This is a genomic window from Methylobacterium tarhaniae (assembly GCF_001043955.1).
Classification (GTDB): Bacteria; Pseudomonadota; Alphaproteobacteria; order Rhizobiales; family Beijerinckiaceae; genus Methylobacterium; species Methylobacterium tarhaniae.
In genome coordinates this window covers 1-12,927 of record NZ_LABZ01000176.1, presented here as the reverse complement: position 1 = coordinate 12,927, position 12,927 = coordinate 1, and the positions used below count along the sequence as shown (strand labels likewise).

Sequence of the window (12,927 nt, the reverse complement as noted above, 5' to 3'; positions counted from 1 at the left end):
CCCCCCGCCCCGCCGGCCTGCACGGCCGCGCGCTCCTCGCCGAGCTGGCCTTCGGCCGCTGCGACGCCGCCCTCCTCGAAAGCCTCGCCGCGTGGTGCGAGACCCAGGGCGACGGCCATCTCGCCCTCACGCCGAGCCGGGGCATCGCCCTGGCCGCCCGGGACCACACGGTGGCCGCCACCTTGCGCGACGCGGCCGCGGCCGCCGGCCTGATCGTCGATCCCGCCGATCCGCGCCGGGCGGTCGCCGCCTGCCCGGGCGCGCCGGCCTGCGCCTCCGGCGGCACGCCCGCGCAAGCGGACGCACCCCGCCTCGCCACCGCCTTCGCACACATGGCCGAGCGGGGCGCCACCGCCCACGTCTCCGGCTGCCCGAAGGGCTGCGCCAGCCCGAGTCCCGCCGCCCTCACCCTGGTCGGGCGGTCTGACGGCCTCTACGGGGTGGTGCTCGACGGCAACGCCGGGACGCCGACCGACCTCGTGCTCACTTTCGGTGCCGTGCTGGAGCGGCTAGAGAGCACACGAATCACAGCCACTCTTGATGTCCCCTCCGGCCTGAGAGACGCATTCCGGGAGCCCGCATGAACCCGCGCCTCGACTACATCCGCGACGGCGCCGCCATCTACGCGCGCTCCTTCGCCATGATCCGCGCCGAATCCGACCTCGCGCGCTTCCACGGTGCCGCCGAGCGGGTGGCGGTGCGGATGATCCATGCCTGCGGCATGACCGACCTGCCCGCCGACATCGACCTGTCGCCGGACTTCGCCGAGGTCGCCGAATCGGCACTCCGCCGCGGCGCCCCGATCCTGTGCGACGCCCGCATGGTCGCCGACGGCGTGACCCGGGCGCGGCTGCCGGCCGGCAACGACGTGGTCTGCACCCTCTCCGATCCCCGGGTGCCGGAGCTGGCGAAACGCCTCGACACCACCCGCACCGCCGCCGCGATGGAATTGTGGCGCGACCGGCTCGCGGGCTCTGTCGTCGCCGTCGGCAACGCGCCGACCGCCCTGTTCCGCCTGCTCGAGATGCTCGACGAGGGCGTGGCGCCGCCGGCTGCGGTGATCGGCGTGCCGGTCGGCTTCGTCGGTGCGGCCGAATCGAAGGATGCCCTCGCGGCGGACGGAAGGGTGCCGTTCCTGGTGGTGCGCGGCCGGCGCGGCGGCAGCGCCATGGCGGCGGCGGCCGTCAACGCGCTGGCCAACGAGGTCGAGTGATGGACGGGCCTTCCGCCTTCGTGGTCGGCGACCCGGCCGAGAGTCCAGCCGCCCCGCGTGCCGCCGTGACCGGCACGCTCTACGGCGTCGGGATGGGGCCGGGCGACCCGGATTACCTCACCGTGCGGGCGGTGCGGGTGCTGGAGCGCGCCCACCACCTCGTGCATTTCTGCAAGGCCGGCAAGCGCGGCAATGCCCGCACCATCGCCGACGCGGTGGTGCAGGATGCGGCCCGCGAATGGCCGCTCCCCTACCCCTACACCACCGAGTTGCACCCCGAGGATCCGACCTATGTCGCGGCCCTCGCCGCCTTCTACGACGAGGCGGCCGCGCGCCTCGCCGAGGTGCTGGGGGCCGGCCGCGACGTGGCGATCCTGTCGGAGGGCGATCCCTTCTTCTACGGCTCGTTCATGCATCTGTGGCGCCGCCTGAAGGACCGGTTCCCGGTCGAGGTGGTGCCGGGCGTCACCGGCATGTCGGGCTGCTGGACGCGGGCCAACACCCCGATCACCTGGGGCGACGACGTGCTGACGGTCCTGCCCGCCACCCTGCCCCACGCGACGCTCGTCGCGCGCCTGAGCGCCACCGACGCCGCCGTGGTGATGAAGCTCGGCCGCCACCTGCCGAAGGTGCGCGCGGCGCTGACCGAGGCCGGGCTGATCGACCGCGCGGTCTATGTCGAGCGCGGCACCATGGCGGGCGAGACCGTGACGCCGCTCTCCGAGAAGCCGGACGACCGGGCGCCTTACTTCTCGATGGTGCTGGTGCCGGGCGAGGGACGCCGGCCGTGAGCGGATCCGTCACGGTGATCGGCCTCGGGCCGGGCGATCCGCGCTACCTCACGCCGGCCGCCACGGACGCGCTCGACGCGGCACAGGACCTGATCGGCTATTTTCCCTACGTCGCCCGGGTGCCGGAGCGGCCGGGGCTCGTGCGCCACGCCAGCGACAACCGGGTCGAGGTCGACAGGGCCCGCCACGCCCTCGAACTCGCCGCCTCCGGCCGGCGGGTCGCGGTGGTATCGGGGGGCGATCCGGGCGTCTTCGCCATGGCGGCCGCCCTGTTCGAAGCTTTGGAGGCCGGCGATCCGGCATGGCGCTCGCTCCCCATCACGGTCGAGCCCGGCATCACCGCGATGCTGGCGGCGGCGGCGCGGGTGGGCGCGCCCCTCGGCGGCGATTTCTGCGCGATCTCGCTGTCGGACAACCTGAAGCCCTGGGACGTCATCACGGCCCGGCTGAACGCCGTGCTGGCGGCCGACCTCGTGGTGGCGCTCTACAACCCGATCTCGCGGGCCCGGCCCTGGCAGCTCGGCGCGGCCCTCGGCCTCGCCGCCGAGCATCGCGCGCCCGACACGCCGGTGATCCTCGCCCGCGCGGTCGGCCGGCCCGACGAGGCGATCCGCATCCTAGCCTTGGCCGAGGCGCGCGAGGCGGAGGCCGACATGGCGACCCTGGTGATGATCGGCGCGAGCGCGACGCGGCTGATCCCGCGCGGGGACCTGGCGCCCTTCGTCTACACGCCGCGGTCCGTCGCCCGATGAGCCTCCAACCAGGCCAGGGCGTCGCGGGCTTGCGCCACGCGGGCCACCTCCGGCAGCGCCGGCTGGCGCACGATCACCACCGGCAGGGAGAGCGCGCGCGCCGCCGCGATCTTGCCGTAGGTCGCCGTCCCGCCGGAATTCTTGGTCACCAGCCGTTCGACGCCGTGGCGGCGCATCACGTCTTCGTCCTCCGCCGCGCCGAAGGGGCCGCGGGCCTCGATCGCCGTCACGTCGATTCCCGGCAGGGCGTCGCCGACCGGCTCGATGGTGCGCACGAGGTAGCGGTGCTGCGGGGCCGCCGCGAAGGCGGCGAGTTCGAGCCGGCCCACCGTCAGGAAGACCCGGCGCGGCGCGTCGCCCAGGGCCGGCACGGCCTCCGCCACGCTGTCGACCTCGTGCCAGTCGTCGCCGGGCTCGCGCGTCCAGGCCGGGCGCCGGATGGCGAGGAGCGGCACCCCGGCCTCCCGGCTGGCCAAGGCGGCGTTGCGGGAGATGACCTTGGCGAAGGGGTGGGTCGCGTCGATGAGCGCCGCGATGTCGTGCTCGCGCAGGTAGGCCGCGAGCCCATCCGCCCCGCCGAAGCCGCCGATGCGGGTGCGGACCGGCAGGGCGAGCGGCGCCGCCGTGCGCCCGGCCAGCGACAGGGTGACGTCGAAATCCGGCCGGCCGGCGAGGAGCCGGACCAGGGACGCGGCCTCCGTGGTGCCGCCCAGGATGAGGATGCGCATGGCCGCCTTCTCGCCTGAGGCTCCCGCGATGTCGAGCACCGCCGAGCCCTCCTCGAGTCCTTGGCTGTCCATCGTCGGGATCGGCGAGGACGGCCGTGCCGGGCTCTCGCCCGCCGCCGCCGCCGCCATCGACGGCGCCGGGCTGGTGATCGGCGGGCGCCGTCACCTGGAGCTTGCCGCGCCGCTTGCCGCCGAGACACTGGCCTGGCCGAGCCCGCTCTCCGACGCCTACCCGATGATCCTCGCCCGGCGCGGCCAACCGACCTGCGTGCTCGCCACCGGCGACCCGTTCCATTACGGCGTCGGCGCGGAACTCGCCCGGCTGGTGCCGGCGGCCGAGATCGCGGCCTTTCCGCAAGCGTCCGCCTTCAGCCTCGCGGCGTCCCGTCTCGGCTGGCCGCTCGCCGAGATCGCCTGCCTGACCCTGCACGGGCGGGCGCTGGAGCGGGTGATCCCGCATCTCCAGCCCGGCGCCCGGCTCCTCGTCCTGTCCTGGGACGGCACGACCCCGGACAAGCTCGCGGCGTTGCTGAACGAGCGCGGCTTCCCGCGCTCGCGCCTCACCGTGCTCGAGGCGATGGGCGGTCCCCGCGAGCGCCGCCGCAGCGCCCTGGCGGCGGATTTCTCCGAGGGCGGGATCGACCCGCTCAACACGGTGGCGGTCGAGGTCTTCGCCGAGACGGACGCCCGGGTGGTTCCGCTCGCGCCCGGCCTCGACGACGCCTGGTTCGAGCATGACGGCCAGCTCACCAAGGCCGAGATCCGCGCCGTCACCCTGGCGTCCCTACGCCCCCGCCTCGGCCAGCTCCTGTGGGATGTCGGCGCCGGCTCGGGCTCGATCGGCATCGAGTGGTGCCTGCGCCATCCGACGAACCGCGCGATCGCGATCGAGGCCCGGGAGGAGCGCGCCGCCCGCATCCGCCGCAACGCGCTGAACCTCGGCGTGCCCGATCTGCGGGTCGTGGTGGGCCGGGCGCCCGCGAGCCTCGCCGGCCTGCCGGCGCCCGACGCGGCCTTCCTCGGCGGCGGCGTCTCCGATCCGGCCCTGGTCGCGGCGGTGCTGGAGGCCCTGCCGACGGGCGGGCGCCTCGTCGCCAACGCGGTGACGCTGGAGAGCGAGGCCCTGCTGCTGCGGCTCCACGCCGAGCATGGCGGCTCCCTGCGGCGCCTCTCGATCGCCCGGGCCGAGCCGGTCGGCCACCTCACCGGCTGGCGCCCGGCGATGCCGGTGACGCAATGGGCGCTGACGAAGCCGTGACGCCCGCGCTCATCCAGGCGCGGGTCCCGGGAAGCGCCCCGCCGCCGCCCGTCCTGCACGGCCCCGTCCGCACCCCCGCCAAAGTGGCGCCCCGCGCCCTCGTGGCCGGCATCGGCTTTCGCCATGCCACCTCGGCCGAGGAGATCCTGGGGCTGGTGGCGGAGGGCCTGCGCCAGGCGGACCTGATGTCGGCGCACCTCGCGGCCCTCGCCACCGCCGCCGACCGCGCCGGAGACCCGGCGATCCGCGCGGCGGCCGAGACCCTGGGGGTGCCGATCGTCGCCATCGGGGTCGAGGCCCTGCGCGAGGCCGGCCGCCGGGTCGTCACCCGCTCGGTCCGCATCGAGGCCCTGCGCGGCGTCGGGTCCCTGGCCGAGGCCGCGGCCCTGGCGGCGGCCGGGCCCGACGGCCGCCTCGTCCTGCCCCGCATCGCCTCTGCGGGCGCCACCTGCGCGCTCGCCGCCAGCGGAGACGCCCTGTCGTCATGATCCACTTCATCGGTGCCGGCCCAGGTGCGGCCGACCTCATCACCGTTCGCGGCCGCGACCTCGTCGCCCGCTGCCCTCTCTGCCTCCATGCCGGCTCGCTGGTGGCACCCGAGATCCTGTCCTGGTGCCCGCCCGGCGCCCGGATCGTCGACACCGCCCCCCTCTCCCTCGACGCGATCATCGACGAGATGGCGTCGGCCCACGCGGCGGGCCTGGAGGTGGCGCGGCTGCATTCCGGCGACCTCTCGATCTGGAGCGCGGTGGCCGAGCAGACCCGCCGGCTCGACCGCCTCGGCATCCCCTACGACCTCACCCCGGGCGTCCCGTCCTTCGCCGCGGCGGCGGCCGTCCTCGGGCGCGAGCTGACGGTGCCGGAGGTGGCGCAATCGGTGGTGCTGACCCGCACCAGCGGCCGCGCCTCCGCCATGCCCGACACGGAGCGCCTCGCCGCCTTCGCGGCGACCCGGGCGACGCTCGCCGTCCACCTGTCGATCCACGTCGTCGACGCGGTGGTGGCCGACCTCGTCCCGCATTACGGACCGGACTGCCCGGCCGCGGTGGTCTTCCGCGCGACCTGGCCGGACGAGCGCGTGCTGCGCGGCACCCTCTCCGATATCGGCGGCCAGGTCGCCGCGGCCGGCCTGGAGCGCACGGCGCTGATCCTGGTCGGGCCCGCCCTCGGGGCGACGGAGTTCCGCGAGAGCGCGCTCTACGCGGCGGATTACGACCGGCGGTTCCGGCCCGGCTCCGGGGCGTGACGGCGCCCCTCCCTCAATAGGCGTTCGTGAACGCGCTCCGGGCCACCACGGTCATCACCAGGATCCGGAGGTCGAACCACAGCGACCAGTTGTCGATGTAGAACAGGTCGTGCTCGACCCGGCGCTGCATGTCGGCATCCGTCAGGGTCTCGCCCCGCAACCCGTTGACCTGCGCCCAGCCGGTGATGCCCGGCCGCACGTTGTGGCGCCGGGCATAGAGGGCGATGCGGCGCTCGAAGCTGCGGTCGTGGGCGACGGCGTGGGGACGCGGGCCGACGAGGGACATGTCGCCCCGGATCACGTTGAGGAGTTGGGGCAGCTCGTCGAGGTTGGTGCGGCGCAGGATGCGGCCGATCCGGGTGATGCGGTCGTCGTCGCGGGTCGCCTGGCGGAAGGCGGCACCGGCATCGGCGCGCATGCTGCGGAACTTGAACACCCAGAACGCCTCCTGGTTGAAGCCGTGGCGCTTCTGCCGGAACAGGCTCGGCCCGGGGCTGTCGAGGCGGATCAGCAGGGCGATCAGCAGCAGGAGCGGCGACAAGGCGACCAGCGCCAGCGACGCCACCACCACGTCGAAGGTGCGCTTGGCGGCGATCTCCAGGGGGGGGAGGGGCGCACGGCCGACATTGATCCCGGTGAGCAGGCCGACCCGCCCGAGGCGCACGTCCCTGAAGCGGTCCATCACCCGGCCCGGGCGCAGGTGCAGGGCGACCGGGACCCGCAGGAAGGCGTCGATGCAGGCCTCCAGGTCCTCGACATCGGCCCAGGGCACCAGCACGAAGACGTCGTCGGGCCGCAGGAAGCGCACCACCGACACGCTGAGGTCCAGGTCCTCGGCGAGCTGGCTCCGGCGCGCCTCCGGGTCGCCGCCCCCGGGGGCGTCGCGCAGGGTGCTGACGCCGATCACCCTCAGGCCGAGCGCCGCGGTGTCGTGGGTGGCGTAGAAGCTCGCGACGTCGGCCTCGTAGCCGATCAGGTGGATGCGGCGCGCGGAATCCGACCGGGGGGTGATCGACCGGCGCACCAGGGTCACGGTGGCGAGGCGGGTCAGCACCAGGACCGGCAGGCCGACCAGGAAGGTCGTCAGCGCCGCGCCGCGGGAATACTCGCCGGTGGTCTTGCTGAGGAAGCCGAGCACCAGCACCACCGCCCAGGCGGCGAGCCACAGGCTCACCGTCCGGCGCAGATGCGGCGCGCGGGCGAGGTAGTTCTCGATGCTGTACTCGCCCCGGGCGACGTTCGGCAGCACCACGAACAGCCCGAGGAACAGCCCGACCGCGAGCGACGGGCCGAGGTCGGGCTGCCGCTCGTAGGAGACGAGGTGATAGACGATCTCGCAGGCGAGCCCGGTCAGGGCCACCGCCGCGAGCTCGGCCAGCGCCGCGCCGCCCGCGATCGCGACGCGCAGGGCCGCCCGGCCGCGACGGGGCAGGAGCGCGTTCCAGACCGCGCGCGCTTCGGACGAGGCGAGGTTGGCGCCGCCCTCCCCGGGGAACCGTTCGTGTCGCATGGCGAGATGACCCGTGACCGCGTCTGTGCCGGGCTGGAACGGACCGGGCGGGACCGTGCCGTTTCCGCACGCCTCCCGGGCCGTCGCCGGCGGGTTGCCGGTCAGGCAGCAAGCCCGGGACCGGCGGCATCCCAGCCCTGCGGCGGGCGACGGGACGGACCGGGCCGGCGGGTGTATGGGAGGCTCGCCGGCTCCCCTGGATCAGCCACAGGCGGCGCGGCGCGAAGCGGCCCCGCGGCCGCCAGGGGGGGAGCGGACCGAGCGATGGATGCGCGAGCGAGCGAGGGCGGCGTGGCCGTCGAGGCGTCGGTGACCGGTCCGCCGCAGGCGGAGGCCGTGGGCAGGGTCGCGTCGTCCGCCGCCGCGGCGGGACCGGCGGCGGTGGTGCTCGGCGGCCTGAGCCTGTCGCATCTCCTCAACGACATGATCCAGTCGCTGCTGCCGGCGATCTACCCGCTCCTGAAGCAGGCCTACGCCCTCGATTTCGGCCAGATCGGCTTCCTGACCCTGGCCTTCCAGCTCACCGCCTCGCTGCTGCAGCCGGTGGTCGGCCTATTCACCGACAAGCGGCCGATGCCGTTCTCCCTCGCCACCGGCATGCTGCTCTCGCTCTGCGGCCTGCTGCTCCTGTCCCATGCCGGCTCCTACGGGCTGCTGGTCACGGCCGCCTGCCTCGTCGGCCTCGGCTCGGCGATCTTCCATCCGGAGGCCTCGCGGGTCGCCCGCCTCGCCTCGGGTGGGCGCTACGGCCTGGCGCAGTCGGTCTTCCAGGTCGGCGGCAATGCCGGCTCGGCTCTGGGCCCGCTCCTCGCCGCCTTCATCGTGGTGCCCCTCGGCCAGCCGAGCGTCGCCCTGTTCGCGGTCGCGGCGCTCGCCGGCTTCGTGGTGCTGAGCCTCGTCGGGCGCTGGTACCGCGACCGCCTGCGGGCCGGCGCCGCGCGGGGCAAGAAGGGCGGAGCGGCCCTGCGCGCCTTGCCGAAAGGCAAGGTGATTGCCACCATCGCGGTGCTGCTGGTGCTGATCTTTTCCAAGTATTTCTACATGGCGAGCCTCAGCTCGTACTTCACCTTCTACCTGATGCACCGCTTCGGGGTGTCGGTGCAGGAATCGCAGCTCTACCTGTTCGTGTTCCTGGGCGCGGTGGCGGCCGGCACGGTGGCGGGCGGGCCGATCGGCGACCGGTTCGGCCGCAAGGTGGTGATCTGGGGCTCGATCCTCGGCGTGCTGCCCTTCACCCTGGCGCTGCCGCACGCCAACCTGTTCTGGACCGTGGCGCTGACGGTGCCGATCGGCCTCATCCTGGCCTCGGCGATGCCGGCGATCCTGGTCTACGCCCAGGAACTGCTACCAGGGCGGGTCGGCCTGGTGGGCGGCCTGTTCTTCGGTTTCGCCTTCGGGATGGGGGGCCTCGGCGCCGCGATCCTGGGCGAGATCGCCGACCGCACCAGTATCGAGTTCGTCTACGGGATCTGCGCCTTCCTGCCGGCGGTGGGGCTGCTGGCGGCGTTCCTGCCGCGGCTCGATCCGCCCAGGGCCGCCTGACGGCGGCCATCACGGCAGCGGGGGACGAGGCAGTCGCCCCCCCCGGCGCATGGCCCTCACCCGGCCGCGGCGGCGTCCCGGGCGACCGTCTGGATCGTCTCGAATCCCTCGAATTGCGGGTGGCCGAGATAGAGCGGCTTCGTGCCCGGGGCGCGGCTATGTGCCTTGCGGAACTGCTCCGAGCGGGTCCAGGCCTCGAAATCGGCCTTCGAGGCCCAGATCGTGTGCGAGGCGTAGAGCACGTGGTCCTCGGCTTCCGGCCCGCGCAGCAGGTGGAACTCGACGAAGCCCGGCATCTCCCCCAGATGGCTGTCGCGCCCGAGCCAGACCTGCTCGAAGTCCTGGGTGGCGTCCTTGTAGACCTTGAACCGGTTCATGGCGATGAACATGGCGGGCATCCTCCTCGGTAGCCGGGGCTCGGCCGAGGAGATGGGGACCGCTCCGCCATCGGCAAGGTGACGCGGCCGGCCGAGCCCGGCACCGGCGGACCGCGACCTGAGCAGGCGGTGCAACTCAGTATTTTTTTCACCTTTGTTCCCTTGGGGAATTCGCTCGGAGCGTGTAGACGTGAAATGGGTTGCATGGCAGACCCGCATCCGTGCCATCAACCCGGCGGCAGAATGGCTTAGGGCAGGTGGCGATGGCCGGTTTCCGGCCCGCGGAAGCCGGCACGAACGCCTCGGCAGAGCGGTCGAACGGGGGGTTGGGCGGACCGGATGCGAGGCGTCTTCGCCGCCGGGCCGAGTGGAGAACGGCCGCAGGGCGACCGGGGGGACGACCCGGTCGCGATGTGGCGATGAACGACGCGGGACGGCGGCCCTCTGGAAGTGGGAGGGGGCTTCCGGCAGGCCAGAACCGATGACGTTGAGGACCGATGCCCAAGCAAACCACTGAGGTCGACCGCCTCGTCGGAGTCCGCATCACGGCCCTGCGCAAGGCCAAGGGGCTGAGCCAGACCGCCCTCGGCAATGCCGTCGGCGTGACGTTCCAGCAGGTGCAGAAATACGAGAAGGGCCAGAACCGCGTCGGCGCCGGCCGCCTGCGCGAGATCGCCCGATTGCTCGAAGTGCCGGTCTCGGCCTTCTTCGAGGACCAGACCGGCAGCGAGAACGGCGACGACAACGTCTTCGGCTTCCTGAGCGCGCAAGGCGCGATCGAGCTGCTGCGCGCCTACGTGCAGATCGAGGACGAGCAGCTGCGCCGGGAGGTGCTGGCGATCGTGCGCTCCGCCGCCCGCCTCGGCCGCCAGGCCGGTGCCGCGAACGGCGACGGCAGCGCCGCCGCCGAGTAGCGGCCGGCAACGCGCGGCCGGGCTGCGCTCAGCGCAGCCCGACGAGGTGGAAGAAGCTGCCGCTGACCCGGCCGCGCCGGTGCCCGGCCGGCCCGAGGGGACGGCCTTCCGCGTCCGTGACCTCCGCCAGGGCCTCGTCCGGTCCCGGAGGCGGCGTGAGCTCGCTGGCATAGTGGAACTCGTGCCCGACGAGGCTCTGCCCGGCGGTGCCGAGCGAGCCCTCTCCCAGGAGCGTCGCGATCCGGTAGCCGAGATGCAGCCGGCGCCTCGCATAGGACGTCGCGACCGGCAAGAGGCCGGCCATCCGGTGGGTCGTGCCCTCCGCATCCTCCAGGCTCTCGCCCAGCACCATGTAGCCGCCGCACTCGCCGTGGACGGGCCGTGACGCGGCGAAGGCGCGCAAGCCCTCGAGGAAGCGCGATGCGGCGGCGATCCGGCCGGCATGGAGTTCCGGATAGCCGCCGGGCAGCCAGCAGGCGTCGCACCCCGCCGGCGGCGCCTCGTCGGCCAAGGGTGAGAAGGGCACGATCTCGGCTCCGGCCGCCCGCCAGCCGGCTTCGAGATGCGGATAGACGAAGGAGAAGGCCGCATCGCGCGCCACCGCGAGGCACTGGCCGGGCGGGGGCGGCAGACGTCCGGCTTCCGCGGACGGGACCCGCCCCCCGGCAACGGCGACGACCGCGTCGAGGTCGATCGAGGCCTCCGCCAGATCGGCCAGGCGATCGAGGCGGGCGTCCAGGTCCTCGGTCTCGCCGGCCTGGATCAACCCGAGATGGCGCTCGGGGAGGATGAGCGCGGCCTCCCGCGGGACGGCGCCGAGAACCGCCACGCCGATCCGGGCAAGGCCGGCCTCGACCAGGCGGCGGTGGCGCGGGCTCGCCACCTTGTTGAGGATCACGCCGGCCAGCGTCAGGCGCGGGTCGTAGGCCCGGACGCCGAGGGCCGTGGCCGCGGCCGATTGCGCCGCGCCGGAGACGTCGAGCACCAGCACCACCGGCCAGCCGTAGCGGGCGGCGATGTCGGCATTGGCGCCGCTGCGGCCCTCCTCCGCGACGACGCCGTCGAACAGGCCCATCGAGCCCTCGGCCACCAGCAGCTCGGCGGCCTCGCCGGCCCGGCCCGCCACCGCGTCGAGGAGCGCGCCGTCCATGGCGAAGCTGTCGAGGTTGTAGCTCGGCCGGCCGGTGGCGGCGGCGTGGAAGGCGGGGTCGATGTAGTCCGGCCCGCATTTCGCCCCGGCGACCGCCAGCCCCCGGCGGCGCAGGGCCCGCAGCAGGGCGAGGGTCACGGTGGTCTTGCCGGAGCCGGAGCGGGCGGCGGCGACGAGGAGGCCACGGGCAGGGAAGCGACCTGGGGCAGGACTTGCGGTCACGAAGGCATCCATCTTCTGACGATCGGCGCGCTTTCGCCGCGCCGGCCGACGGTGATACCACGCCGCATGGATGCGACACGACCACGGGAGTCCTTGCGCCGCGGCTGGACCACCGGCGCCTGCGCGGCGGCGGCCGCCAAGGCGGCCTATGCGGGCCTCGTCACCGGCGCCTTCCCGGATCCGGTCGAGATCCCGCTGCCGAGCGGCGCCCGCCCGGCCTTCGCGCTGGCGCGGACCGGGATGGTCGATGGCGGAGCGCTCGCCGGGGTGGTGAAGGATGCCGGCGACGACCCGGACGTGACCCACGGCGTGCTGGTCCTCGCCACCGTGCGGCCGGGATCGCCGGGCTCCGGCATCGCGTTCCGGGCCGGCCCCGGCGTCGGCACCGTGACCCGGGCCGGGCTGCCGCTGCCCGTCGGCGAGCCGGCGATCAACCCGATGCCCCGGCGGATGATCGCGGCGGCGATCATGGAGGCGGCCGCAGGTCTCGGCGGTCCACAGGACCTCGTCGTCGAGATCGCGATTCCGGGCGGTGAGGCGCTGGCGCGAAAGACCCTGAACCCGCGGCTGGGCATCCTCGGCGGCCTGTCGGTGCTCGGTACGACCGGGGTGGTGGTCCCCTATTCCTGCGCCGCCTGGATCGACAGCATCCATCGCGGCATCGACGTCGCCCGTGCCGGCGCCCTCGACCACGTCGCCGGCGCCACCGGCTCGACCTCGGAGGAGGCGGTGGCGCGCCTGCACGGCCTGCCGCCCCAGGCCTTGATCGACATGGGCGACTTCGCCGGCGGCATGCTCAAGTACCTGCGCCGCCATCCGGTGCCGCGGGTGACGGTGGCGGGCGGCATCGCCAAGATGGCGAAGCTCGGGCAGGGCCTGCTCGACCTGCATTCGCGCTCCGGCCCGGTCGACCTCGCCTGGCTCGCCGCGCGCGTGACCGAGGCCGGGGGCGAACCGGATCTCGCCCGGCAGGCGGCCGGGGCGAACACCGCCCTCGAGGTGCTGCGCCTGGCGCAGGCGCGCGACCTGCCGCTCGCCGACCTCATCGCCCGCTACGCCTGGGCGACGGCGGCCAAGGCGCTGTCGGGCTCGGGCAGTTCGCTGGAGGTGGTGGTGTTCGACCGGGAAGGCGGGCTGGTGGGGCGGGCGCCGTTCCATCCGGTGGGGTAACGACCGCGCAGCGTCGGGGACGGTTCCGGCGGCCGGCGCGGCCCGTCCTCACCC

Annotated in this window: 13 protein-coding genes and 1 pseudogene; 10 read left to right on the top strand and 4 right to left on the bottom strand. The window is 74.3% G+C overall.

The features are described from left to right. The 4 genes and pseudogenes from VQ03_RS33915 to cobJ form a co-directional block, all read left to right on the top strand. Positions 1 to 584, top strand: a pseudogene (locus tag VQ03_RS33915) (nitrite reductase); the annotation flags it as partial. Next, on the top strand, positions 581 to 1,213 hold the full coding sequence (locus VQ03_RS22850) for a precorrin-8X methylmutase (protein ID WP_048453204.1): 633 nt from the start codon (positions 581 to 583) through the stop codon (positions 1,211 to 1,213). The pseudogene VQ03_RS33915 and the gene VQ03_RS22850, both read left to right, overlap by 4 nt. Beyond that, positions 1,213 to 2,004, top strand: a complete 792-nt coding sequence (locus tag VQ03_RS22845) for a precorrin-2 C(20)-methyltransferase (RefSeq protein WP_048453203.1) — start codon at positions 1,213 to 1,215, stop codon at positions 2,002 to 2,004. The genes VQ03_RS22850 and VQ03_RS22845 overlap by 1 nt, the downstream gene beginning before the upstream one ends. Continuing rightward, a complete protein-coding gene (cobJ, locus tag VQ03_RS22840; RefSeq protein WP_048453202.1) occupies positions 2,001 to 2,756 on the top strand; it encodes a precorrin-3B C(17)-methyltransferase in 756 nt (251 codons plus the stop codon). The genes VQ03_RS22845 and cobJ overlap by 4 nt, the downstream gene beginning before the upstream one ends. Here the strand turns inward: cobJ and VQ03_RS22835 are convergent. Beyond that, positions 2,729 to 3,484 carry a cobalt-precorrin-6A reductase gene (locus tag VQ03_RS22835; RefSeq protein WP_083468168.1) on the bottom strand — a complete coding sequence of 252 codons (756 nt, stop codon included), beginning with the start codon at positions 3,482 to 3,484 and terminating at the stop codon, positions 2,729 to 2,731. The two genes, cobJ and VQ03_RS22835, sit on opposite strands and share 28 nt — an antisense overlap. On the opposite strand from VQ03_RS22835, the gene cbiE reads away from it, so the two are divergent. The 3 genes from cbiE (at position 3,483) to cobM (ending at position 5,988) form a co-directional block, all read left to right on the top strand. Then, complete coding sequence (gene cbiE / locus VQ03_RS22830; protein ID WP_083468167.1) at positions 3,483 to 4,742, top strand: precorrin-6y C5,15-methyltransferase (decarboxylating) subunit CbiE; 1,260 nt, start codon at positions 3,483 to 3,485, stop codon at positions 4,740 to 4,742. The two genes, VQ03_RS22835 and cbiE, sit on opposite strands and share 2 nt — an antisense overlap. 83 nt (positions 4,743 to 4,825) lie before the next feature. Further along, the gene (locus tag VQ03_RS22825) at positions 4,826 to 5,230 is read left to right on the top strand and encodes a cobalamin biosynthesis protein (RefSeq protein WP_048453206.1); all 405 of its coding nucleotides are present in this window, start codon (positions 4,826 to 4,828) and stop codon (positions 5,228 to 5,230) included. Next, entirely contained in the window at positions 5,227 to 5,988 is a 762-nt protein-coding gene (gene cobM / locus VQ03_RS22820; protein WP_048453201.1) for a precorrin-4 C(11)-methyltransferase, read from the top strand. The genes VQ03_RS22825 and cobM overlap by 4 nt, the downstream gene beginning before the upstream one ends. A gap of 13 nt (positions 5,989 to 6,001) precedes the next feature. On the opposite strand, the gene VQ03_RS22815 is transcribed toward cobM, so the two are convergent. After that, on the bottom strand, positions 6,002 to 7,498 hold the full coding sequence (locus VQ03_RS22815; RefSeq protein ID WP_048453200.1) for an undecaprenyl-phosphate glucose phosphotransferase: 1,497 nt from the start codon (positions 7,496 to 7,498) through the stop codon (positions 6,002 to 6,004). A gap of 264 nt (positions 7,499 to 7,762) precedes the next feature. On the opposite strand from VQ03_RS22815, the gene VQ03_RS22810 reads away from it, so the two are divergent. Further along, positions 7,763 to 9,040 (top strand): MFS transporter, encoded by a 1,278-nt coding sequence (locus VQ03_RS22810; RefSeq protein WP_048453199.1) that lies wholly within the window; start codon positions 7,763 to 7,765, stop codon positions 9,038 to 9,040. Between the two features lie 56 nt (positions 9,041 to 9,096). Here the strand turns inward: VQ03_RS22810 and hmuQ are convergent, their stop codons facing one another. Further along, entirely contained in the window at positions 9,097 to 9,429 is a 333-nt protein-coding gene (gene hmuQ, locus VQ03_RS22805) for a heme-degrading protein HmuQ (RefSeq protein WP_048453198.1), read from the bottom strand. Between the two features lie 485 nt (positions 9,430 to 9,914). Between hmuQ and VQ03_RS22800 the strand changes: the two genes are divergently transcribed. After that, positions 9,915 to 10,331: a helix-turn-helix domain-containing protein gene (locus VQ03_RS22800; RefSeq protein ID WP_048453197.1), complete on the top strand. Its 417-nt coding sequence runs from the start codon at positions 9,915 to 9,917 to the stop codon at positions 10,329 to 10,331. Positions 10,332 to 10,359: 28 nt separating this feature from the next. Here the strand turns inward: VQ03_RS22800 and VQ03_RS22795 are convergent, their stop codons facing one another. Beyond that, a complete protein-coding gene (locus VQ03_RS22795) occupies positions 10,360 to 11,703 on the bottom strand; it encodes a cobyrinic acid a,c-diamide synthase CobB (protein ID WP_245292174.1) in 1,344 nt (447 codons plus the stop codon). Positions 11,704 to 11,769: 66 nt separating this feature from the next. Between VQ03_RS22795 and VQ03_RS22790 the strand changes: the two genes are divergently transcribed. Further along, positions 11,770 to 12,873 carry a cobalt-precorrin-5B (C(1))-methyltransferase gene (locus VQ03_RS22790; RefSeq protein WP_048453195.1) on the top strand — a complete coding sequence of 368 codons (1,104 nt, stop codon included), beginning with the start codon at positions 11,770 to 11,772 and terminating at the stop codon, positions 12,871 to 12,873. Positions 12,874 to 12,927: the final 54 nt, after the last annotated feature.

Excerpts from the sequence above, each read along its gene's own strand:
- cbiE (WP_083468167.1), top strand. The coding sequence starts at position 3,483 with ATGGCCGCCTTCTCGCCTGAGGCTCCCGCGATGTCGAGCACCGCCGAG.
- VQ03_RS22800 (WP_048453197.1), top strand. The coding sequence starts at position 9,915 with ATGCCCAAGCAAACCACTGAGGTCGACCGCCTCGTCGGAGTCCGCATC.
- cobM (WP_048453201.1), top strand. The coding sequence starts at position 5,227 with ATGATCCACTTCATCGGTGCCGGCCCAGGTGCGGCCGACCTCATCACC.
- VQ03_RS22845 (WP_048453203.1), top strand. The coding sequence starts at position 1,213 with ATGGACGGGCCTTCCGCCTTCGTGGTCGGCGACCCGGCCGAGAGTCCA.
- VQ03_RS22835 (WP_083468168.1), bottom strand. The coding sequence starts at position 3,484 with ATGCGCATCCTCATCCTGGGCGGCACCACGGAGGCCGCGTCCCTGGTC.
- hmuQ (WP_048453198.1), bottom strand. The coding sequence starts at position 9,429 with ATGTTCATCGCCATGAACCGGTTCAAGGTCTACAAGGACGCCACCCAG.
- VQ03_RS22815 (WP_048453200.1), bottom strand. The coding sequence starts at position 7,498 with ATGCGACACGAACGGTTCCCCGGGGAGGGCGGCGCCAACCTCGCCTCG.
- VQ03_RS22850 (WP_048453204.1), top strand. The coding sequence starts at position 581 with ATGAACCCGCGCCTCGACTACATCCGCGACGGCGCCGCCATCTACGCG.
- VQ03_RS22810 (WP_048453199.1), top strand. The coding sequence starts at position 7,763 with ATGGATGCGCGAGCGAGCGAGGGCGGCGTGGCCGTCGAGGCGTCGGTG.
- VQ03_RS22790 (WP_048453195.1), top strand. The coding sequence starts at position 11,770 with ATGGATGCGACACGACCACGGGAGTCCTTGCGCCGCGGCTGGACCACC.